Source organism: Bradyrhizobium oropedii, assembly GCF_020889685.1.
Classification (GTDB): domain Bacteria; phylum Pseudomonadota; class Alphaproteobacteria; order Rhizobiales; family Xanthobacteraceae; genus Bradyrhizobium; species Bradyrhizobium oropedii.
Window position 1 is genome coordinate 23,391 of record NZ_JACMYO010000061.1, and the last position, 20,468, is coordinate 43,858.

17 protein-coding genes are annotated in these 20,468 nt (G+C 58.8%); 12 read left to right on the plus strand and 5 right to left on the minus strand.

Going from position 1 to position 20,468, the window contains the following annotated elements:
* Nucleotides 1-138: 138 nt before the first annotated feature.
* Nucleotides 139-6,027, plus strand: coding sequence for an AAA family ATPase (locus H8A95_RS18835; RefSeq protein WP_229184471.1), 5,889 nt, complete (start codon nt 139-141; stop codon nt 6,025-6,027).
* A 7-nt stretch (nt 6,028-6,034) separates the two neighbouring features.
* Here H8A95_RS18835 and H8A95_RS18840 read toward each other — a convergent pair whose 3' ends face one another.
* Nucleotides 6,035-6,427 (minus strand): response regulator, encoded by a 393-nt coding sequence (locus H8A95_RS18840; protein ID WP_229184472.1) that lies wholly within the window; start codon nt 6,425-6,427, stop codon nt 6,035-6,037.
* Between the two features lie 225 nt (nt 6,428-6,652).
* Here H8A95_RS18840 and H8A95_RS18845 point away from each other — a divergent pair, with 225 nt between their 5' ends.
* From H8A95_RS18845 to H8A95_RS18865, 5 genes are all read left to right on the plus strand, one after another.
* On the plus strand, nt 6,653-7,279 hold the full coding sequence (locus tag H8A95_RS18845) for a response regulator transcription factor (RefSeq protein ID WP_229184473.1): 627 nt from the start codon (nt 6,653-6,655) through the stop codon (nt 7,277-7,279).
* Nucleotides 7,280-7,605: 326 nt separating this feature from the next.
* Entirely contained in the window at nt 7,606-8,049 is a 444-nt protein-coding gene (locus tag H8A95_RS18850) for a winged helix-turn-helix domain-containing protein (protein WP_229184474.1), read from the plus strand.
* A 43-nt stretch (nt 8,050-8,092) separates the two neighbouring features.
* Nucleotides 8,093-9,907, plus strand: a complete 1,815-nt coding sequence (locus H8A95_RS18855; protein ID WP_229184475.1) for an FUSC family protein — start codon at nt 8,093-8,095, stop codon at nt 9,905-9,907.
* Nucleotides 9,907-10,110: a DUF1656 domain-containing protein gene (locus H8A95_RS18860; RefSeq protein WP_229184476.1), complete on the plus strand. Its 204-nt coding sequence runs from the start codon at nt 9,907-9,909 to the stop codon at nt 10,108-10,110. Before H8A95_RS18855 ends, H8A95_RS18860 begins: the two co-directional genes overlap by 1 nt.
* Before the next feature lie 11 nt (nt 10,111-10,121).
* Nucleotides 10,122-11,330, plus strand: a complete 1,209-nt coding sequence (locus tag H8A95_RS18865) for an HlyD family secretion protein (RefSeq protein WP_229184477.1) — start codon at nt 10,122-10,124, stop codon at nt 11,328-11,330.
* Nucleotides 11,331-13,065: 1,735 nt separating this feature from the next.
* Here H8A95_RS18865 and H8A95_RS18870 read toward each other — a convergent pair.
* The 3 genes from H8A95_RS18870 to H8A95_RS18880 form a co-directional block, all read right to left on the minus strand.
* Nucleotides 13,066-14,709, minus strand: coding sequence for a long-chain-fatty-acid--CoA ligase (locus H8A95_RS18870; RefSeq protein ID WP_229184478.1), 1,644 nt, complete (start codon nt 14,707-14,709; stop codon nt 13,066-13,068).
* A 137-nt stretch (nt 14,710-14,846) separates the two neighbouring features.
* Complete coding sequence (locus tag H8A95_RS18875) at nt 14,847-15,311, minus strand: winged helix-turn-helix transcriptional regulator (protein ID WP_229184479.1); 465 nt, start codon at nt 15,309-15,311, stop codon at nt 14,847-14,849.
* 72 nt (nt 15,312-15,383) lie between these two features.
* Nucleotides 15,384-16,259 (minus strand): MBL fold metallo-hydrolase, encoded by an 876-nt coding sequence (locus H8A95_RS18880; protein ID WP_229184480.1) that lies wholly within the window; start codon nt 16,257-16,259, stop codon nt 15,384-15,386.
* Nucleotides 16,260-16,343: 84 nt separating this feature from the next.
* On the opposite strand from H8A95_RS18880, the gene H8A95_RS18885 reads away from it, so the two are divergent.
* On the plus strand, nt 16,344-17,234 hold the full coding sequence (locus tag H8A95_RS18885) for an alpha/beta hydrolase (RefSeq protein WP_229184481.1): 891 nt from the start codon (nt 16,344-16,346) through the stop codon (nt 17,232-17,234).
* 38 nt (nt 17,235-17,272) lie between these two features.
* Nucleotides 17,273-17,692 carry a tautomerase family protein gene (locus H8A95_RS18890; protein ID WP_229184482.1) on the plus strand — a complete coding sequence of 140 codons (420 nt, stop codon included), beginning with the start codon at nt 17,273-17,275 and terminating at the stop codon, nt 17,690-17,692.
* Nucleotides 17,693-18,039: 347 nt separating this feature from the next.
* Here the strand turns inward: H8A95_RS18890 and H8A95_RS44465 are convergent, their stop codons facing one another.
* Nucleotides 18,040-18,237 carry a LysR substrate-binding domain-containing protein gene (locus H8A95_RS44465; RefSeq protein ID WP_420839426.1) on the minus strand — a complete coding sequence of 66 codons (198 nt, stop codon included), beginning with the start codon at nt 18,235-18,237 and terminating at the stop codon, nt 18,040-18,042.
* 95 nt (nt 18,238-18,332) lie between these two features.
* On the opposite strand from H8A95_RS44465, the gene H8A95_RS18895 reads away from it, so the two are divergent.
* The 4 genes from H8A95_RS18895 to H8A95_RS18910 form a co-directional block, all read left to right on the plus strand.
* Nucleotides 18,333-18,638 (plus strand): CoA-transferase family III protein, encoded by a 306-nt coding sequence (locus tag H8A95_RS18895; protein ID WP_229184483.1) that lies wholly within the window; start codon nt 18,333-18,335, stop codon nt 18,636-18,638.
* Nucleotides 18,639-19,230: 592 nt separating this feature from the next.
* Entirely contained in the window at nt 19,231-19,530 is a 300-nt protein-coding gene (locus H8A95_RS18900; RefSeq protein WP_229184484.1) for a hypothetical protein, read from the plus strand.
* Nucleotides 19,531-19,690: 160 nt separating this feature from the next.
* On the plus strand, nt 19,691-19,924 hold the full coding sequence (locus H8A95_RS18905) for a DUF6894 family protein (RefSeq protein WP_229184485.1): 234 nt from the start codon (nt 19,691-19,693) through the stop codon (nt 19,922-19,924).
* Nucleotides 19,925-19,931: 7 nt separating this feature from the next.
* The coding region (locus H8A95_RS18910) for a ClpX C4-type zinc finger protein (RefSeq protein WP_229184486.1) at nt 19,932-20,468 on the plus strand (537 nt) is incomplete at its 3' end.

Sequence of the window (20,468 nt, forward strand, 5' to 3'; positions counted from 1 at the left end):
AAGATCAATGGACGGCTGGCATTTCGCAGCCATTGGAGTACGATGCCGGCAGGGCGGAGAGAGGCCCCGTGCATGGACGCATAAGCCGTGCTTGGTGCCACTCAACCCGGAAAGCCCGACCCCGGAGTTTGTCAGGCGGTGTCGCGTTCGCTGAACAGAGCGTACTCGGATGGCAGCTCTCAGATCCTCTGGGAGGACGGTGAGCGCGTCTTTCACCGTAGTTGGCGACTTAATGGCGACGGCACGCGCCGCGCCGTGCTGCTTGTTGCTCCTGCCGCCGACCAACCATCGCGCTCAAGCCTCGATCGTCTGACGCACGAATACGAGCTGAAGGACGAACTCGACGGGGCGTGGGCGGTACGGCCGCTGGAGCTCGTGGGCGAGGCCGGCCGAACCATATTGGTGCTCGAGGATGAGGGCGGCGAGCCGATCGAGCGGTTGCTCGGCGTGCCGATGAAGGTGGGACGCTTCTTGGGCCTTGCCATCGCTGTGACTTCGGCTGTCGGCAAGCTTCACCAGCGCGGTCTCATCCATAAGGACATCAAGCCGGCCAACATCCTGCTCAACGACGCGACCGGCGAGGTACGGCTGACGGGGTTCGGCATCGCCTCGCGTTTCGCGCGGGAACGACAGTCGCCTCATCCTCCCGAGACGATTGCCGGGACGCTTGCCTACATGGCGCCTGAGCAGACCGGACGGATGAACCGCTCAATCGATTCCCGGAGTGACCTCTACGCGCTCGGGGTCACCTTCTACCAAATGCTGACGGGTGTTTTGCCGTTTGATGCCGTGGACCCGATGGAATGGGTGCACTGCCACCTCGCCAGGCGGCCGGTGCCGCCCGCCGAACGGCTGAACGAGATTCCTGGCGCCGTCTCGGCCATCGTCATCAAGCTGCTCGCGAAGAGGGCCGAAGACCGCTATCAGACGGCCACCGGTCTCGAGGGCGACCTTCGAAAATGTCAGAGCGAATGGGCAGCGCAGCGCTCGATTGACGACTTCCAACTTGGTGAACGCGATATACCCGATCGTCTGTTGATCGCCGAGAAACTCTACGGGCGGCGGCGCGAGGTTGAGACCCTGCTCGCCTCCTTCGATCGCGCCGTCAACGGTGGCGCCCCGGAATTGATCCTGGTCTCGGGCTATTCCGGCGTGGGGAAATCCTCTGTCGTGAACGAGCTGCAGCCGGTGCTGGTACCGCCGCGGGGCCTTTTCGCTTCCGGCAAGTTTGACCAGTACAAGCGCGACATTCCCTATGCGACGCTGGCACAAGCCTTCCAGAGCCTGATCCGGCCCCTGCTTGGCAAAAGTGAAGCCGATCTTACACCCTGGCGCGATGCATTGCGGGAAGCACTCGGACAGAACGCAGGACTGATTGTCGATCTTGTTCCTGAAGTGAAGTTGATCGTTGGAGAGCCGCCGCCGGTTGCTGAGCTTCCGCCACAAGACGCGCAACGGCGCTTTCAACTGGTGTTTCGGCAGTTCATCGGTGTCTTCGCTCGACCTGAACATCCCCTGGCGCTCTTCCTCGATGACTTGCAATGGCTCGACGCAGCGACGCTGGACCTCGTGGAAGACCTGTTGAACCGTTCCGATCTCCGCAATCTTCTTCTCGTCGGCGCCTTCCGCGATAACGAAGTCACTGCAGCACATCCGCTCATGCGTAAGCTGGAGGCGATCCGGGCAACCGGACGGGTGCAGGACATCAAACTTGCTTCGCTGAGAACCGAACACCTCGGAGAGCTTGTCGCGGATTCGCTCCGCTGCCAGGCGGAGCTGGCCACACCGCTCGCAAGTCTGGTACACGCGAAGACCGACGGGAATCCGTTCTTTGTGATCCAATTTCTTCACGCGCTCGCCGACGAGAGTCTCCTGGCCTTCGATCATGCGCGCGCGCGATGGTCCTGGGATCTCGAAGGCATCCACGCCAAGCGGTATACGGACAACGTCGTGGAACTGCTGGCCAGGAAGCTGACGCGGCTGCCGCTCGGCACGCAGGGAGTGTTGCAGCAGCTCGCTTGCCTTGGCCATGTCGCGGACGATGCGGTGCTTTCGATCATTGTGGGAACAACCGAGGAGGGGGTGCACGCGGCTCTGTTGGAGGCCCGGCACCAACAATTGATCGACCGCGTCGATCGCTCCTACAAATTCATTCACGACCGCGTGCAGGAAGCCGCCTATGCCCTGATCCCGGAAAACGCACGCGCGGAGGCGCATTTGGCAATCGGCCGGCTGCTTTTGGCACAGACACCGTCGGAAAGACGCGACGAGACGATCTTCGAGATTGTCAACCAGCTCAACCGCGGCGCGCCGCTGATCACGTCACCGGAGGAACGCGAGCAGCTCGCGGAGCTGAACTTGACCGCTGGCAAACGCGCCAAGGCGTCGTCGGCCTACGCTTCCGCGCTGACCTATCTCGTTGCGGGGGCGGCGCTGTTACCTAAGGACGCCTGGGAGCGACGGCAGGAGTTGGCCTTTGAATTGGAGCTGTACAGCGCTGACTGCGAGCTCTGTGCCGGTGCGCTGCAGGCCGCCGAGAAGCGTCTGGCCGCGCTTGCAGCGCGCGCTGGCGGCGCGGTTCAACAGTGCATCGTGGCACAGCGGCGCGTGGATCTGTACGTAGGGCTTGGGGCTGGCGAGAGGGCAGTGGGAGTTGCCCTAGAAAGCTTGCGGCATGTGGGTATTGATTGGTCAGCGCATCCTACAGAAGCTGAGGCGCGCCGTGAGTACGAGCGCATCTGGTCTTTACTCGGAAATCGCGCAATCGAGGATCTCGTTGATCTGCCGCTGATCCGGGATCCGGAGGCCAAGGCCACGCTCGACCTGCTCAGCAGCCTGGTGGTACCGGCCCTGAACGCCAACAAGAACTTGTTCACGCTCGGTGTCTGCATGGCCACCAATCTCAGTCTGGAGTACGGCAACAGCGAAGCATCACCGTTTGGTTACATGACAACGGCTGCGATCGCCGGTCCCGGCTTCGGCCAGTACGTTGAAGCCTATCGATTTGGAAAAATGGCTTGCGATCTGCTCGAACGTCGCGGATTTACGCACTTTGGGGCGCGGGCCTATACCGGCTTCGCGATTGTGGTCCCGTGGACACGACTGCTCAGGGAGGCAATCGAACCGTCTCGTCGTGCCTTCCAGATGGCGAAAGAACACGGCGACCCGACATATGCCGCACTCGCGGCCCGCGGCCTCAGTACCATTCTTCTTGCCCTCGGCCATCCACTCGATCAATTCGAACGTGAAGCCCAGGACGCCCTGGAGTTCGTGCAGAGGTACGGGTTTTTCCTCGACAGGCTTTCGGCGCCACTCGCGCTTGCCCGGTCCTTGCGCGGAAGAACCGCGAAATTCGGCTCCCTCGACGCTGGTGGGTTCACGGAGCGCTCCTTCGAGGAGCGCTGCACGGGTCAGCCCTCTCGCGCGTTTCTGGAATGTTTCTACTGGATCCGAAAGCTCCAGGCACGCTTCTTCGCCGGCGATTACGTCTCGGCATTCGAAGCCGCCGAAAAGGTGGAGACATGGTACGCAACGTCCCCGGCGCCGCTGTTTATCTTTCCCCTGGAGAAGGCGGAAAGCCATTTCTATGCCGGCCTGTGCCGCGCCGCACGGTGCGAGCCCGCAGGTCCCGACCCCTACGCCAGGCATCGAGAAGCACTTGGCGCGCACGAGCGAGAGCTTCGGGCGTTGGCGGTGAATTGTCCGGAGAATTTCGAGGACCGTGCAACGCTGGTCGGCGCCGAGATAGCCCGGATCGAGGGGCGTCCGCTCGAGGCTATGGACCTTTACGAGCGCGCCATCGGCTCAGCTCGCAGCAACGGCTTTGTCCACAACGAGGCGCTCGCCTGCGAACTCGCTGCCCGCTTTTACGCGGCGCGCGGCCTCGAGGAGGTTGCGCATCACTACCTCGAAAATGCACGGCGTGGCTATCTGCGCTGGGGCGCCGATGGAAAGGTGCGGCAACTCGACCAGTTACATCCGCGACTAAGGCAGGACGAGCGCACACGGAGTCCAACCGGTACGATCGAGGCACCGGTCGAACATCTCGATCTCGCAACGATGATCGAAGTCTCGCAAGCGCTTTCCGGCGAAATGGTTCTGGAAAAGCTCGTCGACAAACTTATGCGCGCAGCCCTCAAGCACGCCGGCGCCGAACGGGGTCTTCTGATTGTCCCGCGAGGTGATGAGCTGCAGATACAGGCGGATGCGATCGCCAGTGGAGAAAATGTAACCGTGCATCTGCGCGACGGCTTCTACAGCACAGCCGCGTTGCCGGAGTCATTGGTTCGCTATGGAACGCGCACGCATGAGACGGTGATTCTCGATGATGCTCTATCTCAACAGGCATTTTCCGATCCCTATCTTCTTCGGGGTCGTGTCCGTTCTGTTCTCAGCTTGCCGTTGATCAATCAGGGAAAGCTCGCGGCGATTCTCTACCTCGAAAACAACCTGGCCCCGAACGTTTTCACGCCAGATCGCGTTGCTTTGTTGAAGGTGCTTGCATCACAAGCGACAATTTCGCTCGAGAACTCGCGGCTTTATCATGACCTCGCGGATCGGGAAGGGAAGATCCGGCGCCTGGTCGACGCCAATATCATTGGGATCATCATTGCCGACGGCGAAGGTCGGATTCTGGAAGCCAATGACGCATTTCTACGTATCGTGGGATATGATCGTAAGGACTTGGTTTCGGGGCGCATGCGCTGGACCGAGCTGACCCCGCTGGAGTGGCGCGAGCGCGACCAGCTCACGTGGGCACAACTGCGCTCAACAGGGATCGTTCAACCTTACGAGAAGGAGTATTTTCGAAAGGACGGCAGTCGCGTTCCCGTGCTTATTGGCGCCGCGTTGTTCAAGGAAGGTAGCGACGAGGGCGTTGCGTTCGTACTCGATTTGACCGAGCGCAAGCGCGTAGAGGAGGCGCTGCGTGAAAGTGAGCGAAGTTTGCGCTCGGCAATCGACGGGATACCCGGTCTTGTTGCGATCCTGGCGCCTAACGGCGAGGTCGAAGCCGTCAATCGCCAGATCCTCGAATATTGTGGCGCGACACTCGATCAAATGAAGAGTTGGGGCACCAACGGAACGATCCATCATGAAGACCTCCCCTCACTCGCCGAAGTCTTCACAAGGTCTATAGCGGCCGGTATTCCATATCGGACCGAAGCGCGCATCCGTCGCTTCGACGGTGAATATCGGTGGTTCGACATCGGCGGCATTCCGGTTCGGGACGCATCCGGCCGGATTTCCCGCTGGTACGCGCTACTGACCGACATTGAGGATCGCACACAAGCGTTGGCGCGGTTGCAGCAGATGCAATCGGATTTCGCCCACATGAACCGCGTGAGCATGATGGGAGAATTGGCTGCTTCGCTGTCTCACGAAGTTCTGCATCCGATCGCAGCCGCCCGCAACAACGCTCGTGCCGGGGTGCTTTTTTTGGAAAGGAGTCCGCCAAATCTGGATAAGGCCAAGGTAGCGTTCGGTTGTGTTGTCAAAGATGCCGACCGCGCTAAAGATATCGTCGGACGGGTGCGTGATCAAATCAAGAAGGCGCCCCCGCGAAAAGAGCGCTTTGACCTCAATGAAGCGATCGACGAGATGATCGTGATGATGCAAAGCACAATCGCCAAGAACAGAATCGTTGTCCGAGCCCACCTGATGGATGGGCTGGTTCCTATTTGGGGCGATCGCGTTCAGCTGCAACAAGTCCTGCTGAACCTCGCGCTGAATGCGGCTGAAGCCATGGGCTCGGTTGAGGAGGGGACACGAGAGCTGGTGATCAGCACCGAGCAGGACCAGACAGGCGCCCTCGTGGCTGTCCGCGATTCCGGGCCTGGCATTGATCCGGCGAATCTCGATCGGGTCTTCGATACCTTCTATACAACGAAATCCAGTGGAACAGGCATGGGGTTGTCGATATGCCGCTCCATCATCAATGCTCATGGGGGCAAACTATGGGCGGAAGCGAATAAGCCGCGCGGCGCTGTATTTCAGTTCACGTTGCCCGACGTTGAAGAGGACTCATGACTTGTCTTCAAATCGGTGTGCCAGGCTGCAGAGCAGAGCGCAGGCATCGATCGAGATGGTCGTCGTCCACTGGCTTGCAGAGGAAGCAAACAACCCCGTCGCTTAGGGCCTGATCCCTGATGGCTTCATCGGGGTATGCAGTAACGAGGATCGTCGGAATCGCGTATCCAGCGTCGACCAAGTGTTTGTGCAGCTCAACTCCGGTCATCCCGGGCATCTGAACGTCGGTGACCAAGCAGGCGGTTTCCCGCAGGAGACGCGATGCGAGGAAATCAGCTGCTGACGGAAACGCTTCGACAGTATAGCCCAACGACATCACAAGTTGATGCATTGATTCACGAAATGATTGATCATCATCGACGATGGAAACCAGTGCACGGTTCAACATCGCGGCTTCCATGCACGTTCTTCCTCACTGCACATATCATCGGCAGCAATACCTTGCTGCATGAAGCTCACTGTCGGCGACATTTCCCAGCAATGCAATACCTGCGCCCCTAAGCGATGTGCATAGGGGCGTAGCCCATCCGCTCAGGCAACAGATGCTTTTCATCTCGATGGATTGAGCCTAGAATACCGTCGTTTGCGGGAAGAATGCGCCCCCCTTAAATGCGGGATACCGGGAATGGGTAACGCAGATCCCAGCGTCTTGGTCATCGATGACGATCCTGAGTTTCGCGAGTCGGTCGCGCGGCTGTTGGAGGCGATCGGCTTACAGACCCGTCAATTTTCTTCTGTTCCTGATTTTCTTGGGGCTGATCCACCGGAGGGCCCCACTTGCCTGGTCCTCGACGTGCGCATGCCAGGGCGAAGTGGTCTTGATCTTCAGCGCGACCTTGCAGCTGCGAACAGGCAAGTACCGATCATCTTCATCACAGCTCATGCCGACGTGCCGATGAGCGTGCAAGCGATGAAGGGGGGTGCAATCGAGTTCCTTACAAAGCCGTTCCGTGATCAGGATCTTCTTGACGCGGTCGAGAACGGCCTCGCTCGCGATCGCACCCGTCAAGAGAGTGAACGAGCATTTGCCATGCTCAAGGCGCGTTTCGAAATGCTAAGCCCCCGCGAGCGTGAGATCATGCTCCATATCGTGGCGGGTCGCCTGAACAAACAGATTGCCAACGATATCGGCCTCGCTGAGGGTACGGTGAAGGTGCATCGCACCCACCTGATGCGAAAGATGGAGGCGCGTACGTTTCCCGAGCTCTGCCGGATGGCTGATATCCTCAATATGAAGCCGAAGAGGCCATAGAGTTCTGAGCCGGCGAAGTGCATCCTCTTCAGGCACATTTATCCTAGCGTATCGGTCATTCCTGCAAATTTGCCATCTGCCGTGCCAGCTACACCGCTGATCATCCTCCCTTGCCTGGTCATCCGGCCAACGGATGCGGCAGCAAGGGATCATAACTAGAGATCCCGCACCCGCATTGTCCCTAAGCGATTTGCATATGATAGCTTAACCACAGGCAGGCCTCACACCACCTGCGGGCAATCGACCGCAGCGCCGCAAACCGTCAAATTACGCCTCGCAAAAGACTCTTGCCGGAAAATCGCCTTTCCCAAGCACGCGAGGTGAGAATGAGCGTAACTATCGAGCGCTTGCCGCATCCAGAGCCGCGACTTGACGTAAAACATGCCAGTCCGGATACGGACAAGGCATTCTACGATAAGCGAGCCGAATCCACCGATTTCCATCCAACCAATGTTTCGTTCGGATCCTTTCGCTTGCTTCCGATGCAGCTTCTTCTGTTGGAGGGCGACAAGCCAGTGCCTCTCGGAAGCCGCGCCCTGGATATCCTGATTGCTTTGCTAGAACGACGCGGCGAGCTGGTCAGCAAACAGGACTTGACCGCTCGCGTTTGGCCCAATCTTTTTGTCCACCCCTCCAACCTCGCGGTCCACATTTCTGCGCTGCGACGCGCGCTACGCGATGGCCAGGACGGACGTCGGTTCATCGTCAACATCCCCGGACGTGGCTACCGCTTCGTCGCCTCAGTCAACGTGTCGGGCGACCAGAACTGAGCAGCGAACACAAAGCATCCGCAAGTTTCGAGGAGGGATTACGGTGGCCGCGACGATAGCTGAGCAGCCGTTCACTGTTGCGAAGATTCCGGTCAGTTCGTGGACCTTCGGCATCCGCGTCTGGCTGGCGATGATCCTGGCCTTGTTCGTGAGTTTTTGGCTGCAGCTTGAAGCGCCGGCCTCGGCCGCGGTTACCGTTGGAATTCTTGCCGAACCGACCCGCGGTCAGGCGCTGGACAAGGCGGGCTTTCGGCTGCTCGGCACCATTGTGGGCGTGGCAGCATCAATCGCAATCACCGGGCTCTTCTCCCAAACGAGAGATCTGATCCTCGCAGCATTCGCGGTGTGGATTGGCATTTGCGTCTTTGCGGCGAACGTTTTGGATGGCTATCGGGCCTATGCCGCAGTGTTGTCAGGCTATACTGTTGCACTTATTGCGGCACAGCAGATCGACAACCCGCAGCACGTCTTTGAATCCGGCATGTCGCGTGGCGCCGCAATCGCGGTCGGCATTCTGTCGATGGCGGTCATAAATACGTGGATGGATGCCCCCGACCGTCATCCGCGTCTCATAGTTCAGCTCGGGGCGATTCGTCGCCGCGTTCGCGAGTATGCGAACACAGGCTTCCGCGGCGAACCAGGCAAATCGAGCACCTTCTTGGCGCTACTCCAGCAAATTGTGGCGCTCCGGCCAGTGATCCCAAGCCTGGCTCTCGAGTCGAGTAGCGGCTCCGTCAGGAGCGTGGCCGCTCGCAGCGTGGCGGTCGGGTTGATTGCTGAATTGCAGGCGGCCAGGATTAAGGGCGATCCCGAGACCGAAGCATCTGCATGGGCAGCCCGAGAATTTCTGCATCGGGATGAAGAGGTTCGCCAGGATCTGTTAGCCCTGAAGTCGGCCCGCTGGCCGCTTCGGGCCTGGCGCGCGCCCTTGTATCGATCCTGCAGAATTGCAGTTGAAAGCGGTGTCCGCGCCGCTCTATGGCTTGCAATTACCTCGATTTTCTACGTTTGGGCCGGATGGCCTGCGGCGAGTGTTTCGCTGTCTTTTGTCGCGCTGATTATCGGATTGGGGGCCAAAACGCCGAGCGTGCGCGGCTTCACCACCATCACGCTCATTGGTGCACCGATCGCGGCTGCGCTGACCGGCATACTTGAGTTCGTCATCCTCAATGGTGCCGACGCCTTTCCTCTGTTGGCGATCGCAATGGCTCCCTTTACGATCGGCGCAGCGGTTCTCATGAAGTCGCAAAATCTTTTGTGGTCATCACTCGGTCGGGTCAATCTGCTTTTCGTACCAGTTATCCTCGCACCGAGCAATCCGCAGACCTATAATCCGCAGAGCTTCCTCTTCACCTCCCTATTTGTTGTGGCGGCAGCGGCGCTGTTGCTCGCAGCGCAGACGCTGATTCCGCCGGTCTCCGATGACGAGCGCAGGATGCGGCTGCTCGCGGAGGCTCGCAGCGAGCTGCAGGATGTGGCCCGCCACACTGGAGAAGCCGTAGAAGACGCAATGTTCCGGGACGCCACGCGAATCGGGCAATTTCTGGCCGTCGGAGGCGCGCAGGACAGTCGCGCCCTCGCGGAGATGCTCTCTTGCTTCGATCAATCGGCGATGGTCCGCCGTTGCGATGCGAAGCTAATGCTGCTCACTGATGGGCCGCTTGCACCACTAGCGGATGAAGCACGCGCGGCGATCGAGAAGCGAGATACGCCGACGCTGCGCACCATTGCGCATCGGTTGCGTGAAACGGCTCCGCAGAAAGCCTCGATCGAGGCAGATGCTGCTGCGTGCCTTTTCCTGACAAGCAACATTCTTGATCGGGCCAGCGGCGTCGACTTCTCTCGGGGGGCGATCTGATGTCGCACGCCTTTCCAGAGCTGATCATGGGAGGCGTTCTGTTGGCGCCGTTTGTAACCTACTTGATGACGGCTCTTGTCGTCATCATCATGGTGCGGCCACTCCTGCATGTCGTCGGATTTGGGAAGGTGTTCAGTAACGCCTCAGTCGCAGAGCTCAGCCTATACGTGACTGTTCTGAGCCTGTTGATGCTGTTGTTCTAGAGGAGGTGGCCATGAGCGGAACCATTGATGATGAGGTCTTTGAGCAAGACGAGGTGCTGGCACTCACAGTGCACTCGTCGCCGGGTGTTAGTGACGCATCGCCTCGTCAAGCCGATGAGATCGACGACGTCGCGCGAAGGGTATCCGAAACTTGTCAGGGCAACAAACCAATCGTCTCGTCCTCCGGAAAGTCCGTAGTGCAGCGGCGAGGCGGCGCCGTGCGAACCGCGCGGTTTCTACTGCGCAAGATAGCTACCGCCGGGATTGCAGTCCTTGCGGTGCTGGTCGCTGTCGTGGCCTGGGATCAGTACAACGCCGGACCGTGGACGCGCGATGGGCGTGTGCGCGTTCAGGTTGCGAGTGTGGCGCCCGAAATCTCCGGCAAAATCACGGAGTTGCGAATCGTCGATAACCAGTTCGTTCATAAGGGCGACGTCTTGTACGTCATCGAGCCCGTCGATTTTGATGTCGCGCTACGCACGAACAAGGCGGTGTTACAGCAAAGAATGGCGGACCTCAACGTGAAGGATTTGCAGTCTGAACGCCGGCGCCGCTTGTCGGATCTCGCGAGCAGCACCGAAGAGAAGCAGATCTATGAAGGGAATGCGCTGCAGGCAAAGGCCGCGGTAGATTCGGCTCAGCAGCAGGTGCGGCAGGCGGAGATCAACCTGCAGCGCACTGAAGTGCGCAGTCCGGTGAATGGAATTGTTACCAACCTTCTGCTCCGAGAGGGAGATTACGCGCATCTAGGCGCTACCAATGTTTCGATCATTGACACGGACAGCTATTGGATCGACGGTTATTTCGAGGAGACCAAGCTGGCCCGCCTGTGCGTGGGTGACCAGGCCGAGGCAAAACTGATGGGTTACCCGACCCCGATCACTGGTCACATCGCCACAGTGACACTTGGGGTCAGCGTATCTAACGCAGCCGCTTCCACGCAGGGGTTACCAAATGTTGATCCGGTTTACACTTGGGTACGTTTGGCGCAGCGCGTGCCGGTCCGGATTGCTATCGACAAAGTGCCGCCTGGCGTGCCGCTGGTATCGGGCTTGACCACAACTGTCACGATTCGAGACGGCAAGGACGGCGAGAATAGAACACTCGTGCAAAGAGTTCGAGCCGAGCTCAAGACGAGCTTCTCCAGCTTGATCGGTGAAGCCTCGGCACGGTCGGGATGCATTCCCAGCCCTTCGTTACCACACGGAGCTCAATCATGAGGAGAATAGCCGTTCTCACCGCTTCTGCCGCGTTCAACGCATCTACGATTCCCACTGAGAATTGCCTCATGAGGTTGCTCCTCCCGCGTCGCCTCCTCCCTCGGCGCGGGTGCGGCAGAGACCCGCTATCGAGCCCCTGTCCCCCCGAGGCGCTCTTGCGCCGCAATGCGGCGCCGGGTCATTGGGCCGGTGACGTCAGTCACCGGCCCCCTTTTTCAACGATACGATCGTGGGAACGAAAATGCTGCAGCGTAGTGGATGCAAGAATGGATGTGCGAAGAGGTCGCAGGCCCGCTAAGCATTGCACACAACTCCATCAATTGCTGACCTCAAAAAGCAGGTGGACGTTCTTACCCGCGAGTTGAAAGAGGCGCGGGAGCAGTCGACGGCAACTACTGAAGTGTTGGGGATTATTAATTCCCAGCCAGGCCGCCTTGCGCCGGTACTCGACACCTACTGTCGTCGGCGGCCCGGCTTTGTCAGGCTGACGATTTTTTCATCTACCTGCGCGAAGGCGGGACATTTCGGCTAGGTGCCGGTAACGACGCTGTACCCGAGTGGATCGAACACCTCAAACAGCAGTCTATTCAACCGGGGCAAGGCGCCATTCTTGAAGCCGGCATGGGTCATACCCGGATGTTGTATTAGACGAAGAATATACATTCCCCGAAGCACAGAAGCGGGATGGATACCAGACTGTGCTGGGTGTTCCGTTGCTGCGGGAAGGAATCGTGATCGGCGGGATGGTCATGTCCGGCCGGCCAGTCGCCCGTTCGACGACAGCCACGTCGCGCTGGTCACCATCATTGCCTTGCCGCGCAACGGCACCACGGTTAGTTCGGGTCTGGAATGCCGCGCCTGGACCCGTTGTGGAAGTCGGCACCGGAGTCATCGCGGCGCACAAGGACTGCCCCTAGCATAGAGGGGGTAAGTTTTTCCGTTCGCACGGCATGGGGCCGCTGGATCGTTCTCGCCTTCCGCCGAGCCCTGGCTGATGCTCGATATCAGCACGCTGACGCTCGTGCACGACACTTATCTCACGCGGCCGATCCCGGTGTTCGTTCGCGACCACGCGCGAGCGTTTCCGAATGCCGGCAATCGCGTTTTCTCGCGATCTATTTGCCGCTGACGGCGCTGAGCTCCGCTGCAACCGGTAAAAGGCACGGTCGTCGGGGTGCACTGGCACTACGCACGGCTTTGACAACCATGAACCAGAGGACATTCCATCGGCCTGAGCGTCGCCAGCTTTATGAAAGCAGGCAGACCATGGGGATACAACCACTATGCAGAGCGCGGCGTGTGATCAACACTTTCGCACGAATTTGCCGAGATTTGGACAGCTTTACTCGCACCAACGCTATTTGTCGGATACCAGTTTGCCTAGCGAGGGTAGGCAGCTACGCAAGGGCTTGGCGCTCCCTTCCCTGGTCCTCCCCACGCCGGGCTCGCCCACGGCCGGTCCTTTACCCCGAGGACCGGCCGTCTCCCTTAGAGGGTTGACGGACGACGTACCTGATCGAACGGACACTGAGAGCCGTTGCAGGAGCGCCGCGAGACCCAATCCGATCGTTGCAACGCGTTCCGAGTGCCCGATCGTGGCGCGCATCGGTCAGAGAATCGTCCTAGACACCCGTCAATTCGTTAGGGCCTGCACTCATAGAGGTCCGCTCTGATGCGAAGCGGAAGTCGCTTGGTCACCCTTGGTTGGGAATGCCCGAAGAACCGCTTCAGTGTGTTAGACTGGAAACCGAAAGTTCTTGAACTGGTCACGTAGCGTTGTTTTCATGATTTTTCCGGTTGCCGTATGCGGCATGGCGTCGACGAAAACAACGCTGCTAGGCATCCACCACTTGGCAATCTTGCCTTCCATGAAATCAAGTACTTGCTCGGCCGTGACTGTCATGCCGCTCTTGAGCTGGATGACGAGCAATGGCCGTTCATTCCATTTGGGGTGCGGTAGGCCGATCACGGCAGCTTCCATCACTGCGGGGTGACTAACGGCGAGGTTCTCGAGTTCAATGGAAGAAATCCATTCGCCGCCCGACTTGATGACGTCCTTCGCCCGATCCGTGATTCGCATATAGCCGTGTGGATCGATCGTGGCGACGTCGCCCGTGTCGAAATAGCCGTCTTCGTCGAGGATCTCAGCATCGCTCCCGTAATAGCGACGCACTACGGCGAGACCACGAATCTTCAAACGCCCGTAAGTCCTTCCGTCCCGCGGCAATGATGCGCCCGCGTCGTCCGTGATCTTCAATTCGACGCCGAAAGGCGGATAACCCTGCGCTGTGAGGAAATCGATCTTCTCGTTGTCGGGTAAGTCGGTCACAGGCGGTTTGAGTACGCTCATCGTGCCCATGGGGCTCGTTTCCGTCATACCCCACGCCTGGCGCGGCGTTACGCCAAGCTGCAAGAACGCTTCGATCATCGCACGAGGCATTGCGGAACCGCCGCACACAACGAGCTTTAGATGCGGGAGCGCGAGTTTGTTCGCCTCGATATAGCCCAGCAACATCTGCCAAACGGTCGGGACGCCGGCGGTTACGGTCACTTTCTCTGCTTGCAGGAGATTGTAGACCGAGGCGCCATCCAGTTTCGGTCCGGGCATCACCATTTTTGCTCCCACGAACGGAGCGGCGAAGGCAAGTCCCCAGCTATTGGCGTGAAACATCGGCACGACGGGAAGAATAGTCCCGGTTGCAGTGAGGGCCATGGCATCGCCAGTATTACCCATCATTGCGTGCAGCACATTCGTGCGGTGGGTGTAAACGACGCCTTTGGGATTGCCGGTGGTCCCCGACGTATAGCACATAGCTGACGCAGCATTTTCATCGCCAACATGCCAACGATAACTGCCGTCAACGTCTGCGATCCAGTCTTCGTAGGCAACCGCGTTCTTGAGAGACGTTTGCGGCATATGGGCGTTGTCGGTGAGCACGATGTAGCGCTCGACGCCCGGCATCTTGTCGGCAAGTTTTTCCAGGAGCGGGACAAAGGTGATGTCGGTCATCACGATACGATCGGCTGCATCGTTGATGATCCAGGCGATTTGCTCGGGAAATAGGCGGGGGTTGACGGTATGGCAGATCGCCCCAGTCCCCATAATGCCATACCAGCACTCGAGATGACGCCATGTATTCCAGGCGAGCGTCGCAACGCGATCACCAACTGCAATCCCATCTAGATCCAGCTTCTGCGCTACTCTGAGCGCGCGATCGCGGATCGCGGCATAAGTGGTACGGTGAATCGGGCCTTCGACCGACTGGGTGACGACTTCCTGCCGGCCGTGGATCAGCGCGGCATGGTCGATAATGCGATGGCACAACAGCGGCCAGTGCTGCATTAGATTGTCGGTCGGTTTCGTGACTTGGAGGTTCATTGGCTTCCTTCCCATGTTTGTTTCTTGTCTCGCGAGCGGCAAACGACGCGATCGCGCGGCGGATTCCACAGATGGCCGAACGGGCCAAATGCATCTGCAGATTGTGATCGGATGTGCTTGGGAGGAGAGGCGGCCGTCTACGACTTGCTGCGCGGGGCGGGCTTCTCGACGCCCTCGGCAGTGTAGACGTCCCTCATATGAAGGTCTTCACCGCAGCACGCACAGACCATGCGATGTCCGGCCTTGCCTCCACAGCGGTGTAGCAGCGTGACCGGCGGCCCATCGGGAGCAACATATTTATCACCCCAAGCCATCAGGGCATTGATCACGGGAAAAAGGTCGCGGCCCTTGGCGGTGAGACGATACTCTACCCACTCGCCGCCCGGGGAGATGACGACCTTTTTCACGACACCGAGCGCGTCAAGGCTCTCAAGTCGGTTGCTGAGAATGTTCTTGGCGATGCCAAGACCGCGCTCGATCTCTGAAAAGCGACATTTGCCGTTCATTAGCTCACGGATGATGAGCAAGGTCCATCGCTCGCCGACCACTTCCAGTGAGCGCGCTATGGAGCAATCCTGACCGGTATAGTCCTTCTTCAGCATCACCAGATCGCTAACACAATCAGCCCGAGGTGAAAAGCACGGCACGCCTCGCTTCGCACACCTGACGATACGTCATACTCTCCTTGGAAAACGTGATCGCGCCGAGAAGCGCAGAGTCCACGGGTTGCCAAAATCGGGATACTTCGCAGTGATGACCGTCACCAGCTCTTCAGCACTGGTTGCCTGGACGGCGGCATCGGCGAAGTCGCGGATGTAGCCTTTGGTTTCGGCGAAAATGCGCTCGACCTCTCGGTCGGAAGCCTCGGGCTTCTTGTGTCCGGCGACAATCATCTTCGGCTTCATGCGCTCCAGCTTGTCGACGTTGGCGTACCATTCGTCCCATTGCTTGGGACCGCTCAGCCCGAGCATCATGTGGATGCCGTTGTAGACGAGATCGCCTGGCACAATCAGGTCGATGGCCGGAACATGGAGCGCGGTGCTCGGCGCGATGTCTGCCTGTCCCAGCTCAAGGATGCTCAGTGCGTGGCCTTCGAGCGAAAGACCGTCGTCGACGACCTCAGGAATGTCGGACGGAATGGCGACGCGACTGCCGAACATCTGCCGCCACTGTCGTTCCTGAAAATCGGCATTCTCGCGGATATAGTCGACAACCCCCCTGGTTGCAAACGCTCGCGCGGTCGGAAAGCGCCGCATAAGTTCGGTGATGCCGTAATAGTGGTCGGCATGTCCGTGCGTGACGTAGATCGTCGTGAGCCGTCGCCCGCGTCGTTCGATCATGTCGCCGAGCGCCTTGATGTCGGGATGGAGATGCTGAGCGTCGACCAGCACAGCGTCGGTTTCCCCGTAGATTAGTGTCGAAGAAGTTGGCGAGAACGTTCCTTTCCCGTCCTCCAACGTTGCAAGCGGGCCGACGAACACCTCCGCATTCAGCGGCAGCCCTCCATCCTTACTCATCGAAGCCTCCCTGGTCAGACCGTGCGCGATCAATGGCGACCGCTAACATAATTGGTTGCGTGACGCAACTATTCGTGTTAGCGGTCGTCTCCGATGTCACGGGAGAAGACGCCATCCATGCAGCGCATCGTCGAATTCAAAGCCGAAGATGGAACGGTCTTGCGTGGACAGTTTCACGCCAGCAAAGGGGCTTCGGCGCCCGGCATCGTGATGTGTCATGGCTTTGGCGGCACCCAGGAGCACATCGAGCACTACGCGCAGTTCTTCTGCGAAGCCGGGTTCTCGGTCTTGCTGTACGACCATCGCGGCTTCGGCGCGTCCGATGGCATGCCGCGACAGGAGGTCAATCCCTATGCGCAATTGGCGGACCTTCGCGATGCCATTTCCTATTGCCTGGCCCGGTCAGAGGTGAGGACAGATAAAGGCGTCGCTCTCTGGGGATCCAGCTTCGCCGGCGGGCTTGCCCTCGTGACTGCGGCCAATGATCCGCGCGTGCGCTGTCTTTCGATTCAAATTCCAAATGTTAGCGGCCATCGCAACGGGCCGAAAATGTTCACCGATGAGCAGATGGCTGAACTTCGGCGGCGCCTTGCAGAGGATCGTGAGGGACGTCTGGCGGGAAAGGCACCCCAGATGATTCCGATGTTCGCGAGACATCCGGGAGAATTGGCCACCTTCCTGCTCGGCATTCCGAAGCGAATTCTGGATCCTAGCCCGACCCCGACCCGCTGGTTGAACGAAGTCACCTTGCGCTCGATCGAGTACATGTTCGACTTCGAGCCTGCGGGATGGGCGCGCTATGTCGCTCCCAAGCCGATCCAGATGATCCTGGCGGAAAACGACGTTTGCACCTTCACCGACATCCAGCGCGACGTGTACGAGACGTTGCAGGCACCAAAGCGACTGCTCACCTTTCCGGGAGGGCATTTCCAAGCCTACGACCGCTACTTCAAGGAAACATCCGAGCCGGCCCGCGAGTGGTTTCTGCTTCACCACAAATCACCGTAGCAGACGGCAGATTCGATTTACTGCAGGAGGAGAAAAGCATGCCACTCTGGCATATCTACTGTCCGAAGGGAGCCTACAGTGACGCCGAGAAGCGTCAATTTTCGAATCGCATCTCGGACGCCTACACCAAGTTCGGAATGCCACGCTTTTACGTCAGCGTGATCTTCCATGAAGTCGATCAGAACTCGTTGTACATCGGCGGAGAGCCGGCGAACGACTTCGTGCGAATCTGGGTCGATCACATTGCGCGAAGTTTGGAACCGCAACACCGCGGCTGGTGGATGAAACAGGTAAGGGAGATTGTGACTCCATTCGTTGAACCTCGAGCATTTCGCTGGGAGGCACACGTCGATGAAACGCCTACCGAACTTTGGACGATTCAGGGGCTGAAGCCGCCGCCGGAAGGCTCTGACGCAGAAAAACACTGGGTTTCCGAAAACCGTCCGTCGATCTACTAGCGATTAACGACCTACGATCGGTTTCGACAAGTAAACGAGGTTGTGACTCAAAGTGGTAGACGCGCCCCGCTGCGTCTCGCCCTTGGAGGGCTTAGGTCCGAGACAGGTGCCTTAACGATAAACGGCGAGGGCCGGGTTCCGAAGAGCCGGCCTTGCGAGCTTGTTGGCTGCTGTCAGCCAGTAGATCGAGTAGGGTCAACGGAGTGAAAGCGCTGAACAAAGACATTAGGACGATTGTCGAACCGAAAATCAGCGCATACTAACCGAGAGGTCGATGAGTTGCGAACGCGTTGACCTCTAGCCAGAGAGTTCAGCAATATAGTCGATAAATGCTCGTAGCTTTGGTGTCACGCGTCGGCTCTGTACCAGACGAGATGATGCGGCCGTGACAGCGTCTTGTAGTCAGATAGCACTCTTACAAGGCGACCACTATCCAGATCGTCGCTTACAAATTCAAGACGGAGCATCGCTATTCCCGCGCCGGGGAGAGCGGCATGCCGAATTCCGAATGCATTGTTGATTTGTAGCTGGCTCTTGACCTCCACGTAGATCTCCCCTCAGGTTCACCTATGTTCATTCGCTACTGCGCCATGATGCGACGCGTCTGCGCCGCGAGAATCTCGCATCTCTCCTAAAGGAGGTGCAGGCGTGGCTTGCCACCTTCAACGACCTCGACGAGTTGCAAACTCAGGTGAGCGAAGCTGGCCTGGCGATTGGCGTCGTCCGGAGCACAAGTGAGTTTGGCGCTAGCGAGTGGGCTCGCGAGTGGAACGCGGTGGTGGAGGTCGATGATCGCGCTGGCGGCACCGTTCTGATGCCGGGCAATCCGTGGATCTTCAGCAAGTCCGAATTGCCTTCGCCTGGGATTCCCGCCTTTCAGGGTGAGCAGGGCGAGGAGATTTTGCGCGAGAGTCGTCTTTCCGAAGTTGAAATCTCGGAGCTATGAAGACGCCGGATCGTACTGAGCCAAAAGAGCATTAGCGATCCGTTCGACTGACCACATGCGAGAGGGTACGGCGGTTGTTTAATGACGTGAGCTCACGTCTGGCAGGAGGGGGAGAGGCTCGTTCTCGCAAGTATTTGATTTAAAAGGAAAATCGTGCTGCCATCAACGGGAATTCTTCTCTCTCCGACTATAAAGCGGCTTCTCGAAAGCCCCTCAAAATCGGGCCTTACTGCAAGCCAGAGGTCTCTGGTGTAGCCCCAGGAAAGCGGCATCCGAGCCGCTATATGGCTTGCAACCGCTTCGGCCTTCTACGTCTCGGCGGGATGCCCGCGGCAAGCGTTTCGCTGTTCGAAGCTCATGGTGAACCCTGCAGATGGGCCGAGTGAACACGCGGGCCCCTCTTTCGTTGCGGTCTCGGCTCGACGATCAGCATTAATCACTCGACAAGTGCGGCCAAGCCGAGGCGGACCGTTCTAAGCCAAGGTTTATCGGCTGCAACCACAGCAGTATTGGCAATTACTTGCGCGCAATAGAACGTGGTCACATCGGACTGTTACTCTCCTCGCAACAATTCGCTTTGCGGAGTTCGATCATGAGGAGAATAGCGGTTCTCATTGCTTCTGCTGTCCTCAACGCGTCCACGGTTCCTTCACTTGCTGCCGAGTGCACCTCAAGCAAGGACATTTGCACTCACGCTGCGATTGCGCAGGGTCAACTCGCCGGTACTGCCGACAAAGAGAAGAGTTGCCGCGATTACGCCGCCTCGTTCTATCAATCGGTGACGCTGCGGCAAGTCGCAGTTCAGCGGGTCGAGGGCGCCCGGGTCCTGGTGGCGCTCGATTCCGTGATCAATGCGTTCAATGATCTGCTGGCAACGAAGTGCGGTGGCTGACACATACAGTCAACGAGGTGTTCAGATGATCCTATTTCCTCTCATGACCACCTGGATATGGTTCGAGCTCATGCGAGCATCTTCCACTCTGCCGTCGGTGCCACCGCCACGACATCTGCGGCGGTAATTTTCGGTAACCGTTTTGTTGTAGGAGCTCAACATGACCCAAGTTTATTTTCACTGTTCCAGCACGAAAAAAGTTTTCGTCGACCGACGTGGCGCCGTTGTAGACGGTCTCGAAGAGGCCCGTGATCACGCGACTCGCGTCGTGCACTCGTTCACTGATGAGCTTAGCCTTGAAGACTGGCGCGACTGGGTCCTGCACGTTAGCGACGACCAGGGCGATGAGCTCTTTGTCATCCCCTTCTCGTTCGTCCTCGGCAAGCCGCATTGAGGTCGCCATGGCAGTTCAATTACCTTCCAAGAACCCGCTATTTTGCTCGTTCTGCGGCAAGAGCCAGCACGAAGTCCGCAAAGTGATTGCGGGTGGCACGGTCTTCATCTGCGACGAGTGCGTCGAGCTCTGCATGGACATCATCCGCGAGGAGGACAAGTCCTCGCTGGTCAAGTCACGCGACGGCATCCCGACGCCGAAGGAAATCTGCAAGGTCCTGGATGACTACGTGATTGGCCAGAGGCATGCCAAGAAGGTCCTGTCGGTCGCTGTCCACAATCACTACAAGCGGCTTAACCATCAGACCAAGCACAACGACGTCGAGCTGGCGAAGTCGAACATCCTGCTGATCGGTCCGACCGGTTCGGGCAAGACGCTGCTCGCGCAGACGCTGGCCCGCATCCTCGACGTTCCCTTCACCATGGCTGACGCGACGACGCTGACCGAGGCCGGCTATGTCGGCGAGGACGTCGAGAACATCATCCTGAAGCTGCTGCAGGCCGCCGACTACAACGTCGAGCGCGCGCAGCGCGGCATCGTCTAC

What these genes read in the sequence shown, in the direction of transcription:
- H8A95_RS18840 (WP_229184472.1), bottom strand. Translation starts at nt 6,427, where the DNA reads ATGGAAGCCGCGATGTTGAACCGTGCACTGGTTTCCATCGTCGATGAT.
- H8A95_RS18845 (WP_229184473.1), top strand. Translation starts at nt 6,653, where the DNA reads ATGGGTAACGCAGATCCCAGCGTCTTGGTCATCGATGACGATCCTGAG.
- H8A95_RS18850 (WP_229184474.1), top strand. Translation starts at nt 7,606, where the DNA reads ATGAGCGTAACTATCGAGCGCTTGCCGCATCCAGAGCCGCGACTTGAC.
- H8A95_RS18860 (WP_229184476.1), top strand. Translation starts at nt 9,907, where the DNA reads ATGTCGCACGCCTTTCCAGAGCTGATCATGGGAGGCGTTCTGTTGGCG.
- H8A95_RS18865 (WP_229184477.1), top strand. Translation starts at nt 10,122, where the DNA reads ATGAGCGGAACCATTGATGATGAGGTCTTTGAGCAAGACGAGGTGCTG.
- H8A95_RS18870 (WP_229184478.1), bottom strand. Translation starts at nt 14,709, where the DNA reads ATGAACCTCCAAGTCACGAAACCGACCGACAATCTAATGCAGCACTGG.
- H8A95_RS18875 (WP_229184479.1), bottom strand. Translation starts at nt 15,311, where the DNA reads ATGCTGAAGAAGGACTATACCGGTCAGGATTGCTCCATAGCGCGCTCA.
- H8A95_RS18885 (WP_229184481.1), top strand. Translation starts at nt 16,344, where the DNA reads ATGCAGCGCATCGTCGAATTCAAAGCCGAAGATGGAACGGTCTTGCGT.
- H8A95_RS18890 (WP_229184482.1), top strand. Translation starts at nt 17,273, where the DNA reads ATGCCACTCTGGCATATCTACTGTCCGAAGGGAGCCTACAGTGACGCC.
- H8A95_RS18900 (WP_229184484.1), top strand. Translation starts at nt 19,231, where the DNA reads ATGAGGAGAATAGCGGTTCTCATTGCTTCTGCTGTCCTCAACGCGTCC.
- H8A95_RS18905 (WP_229184485.1), top strand. Translation starts at nt 19,691, where the DNA reads ATGACCCAAGTTTATTTTCACTGTTCCAGCACGAAAAAAGTTTTCGTC.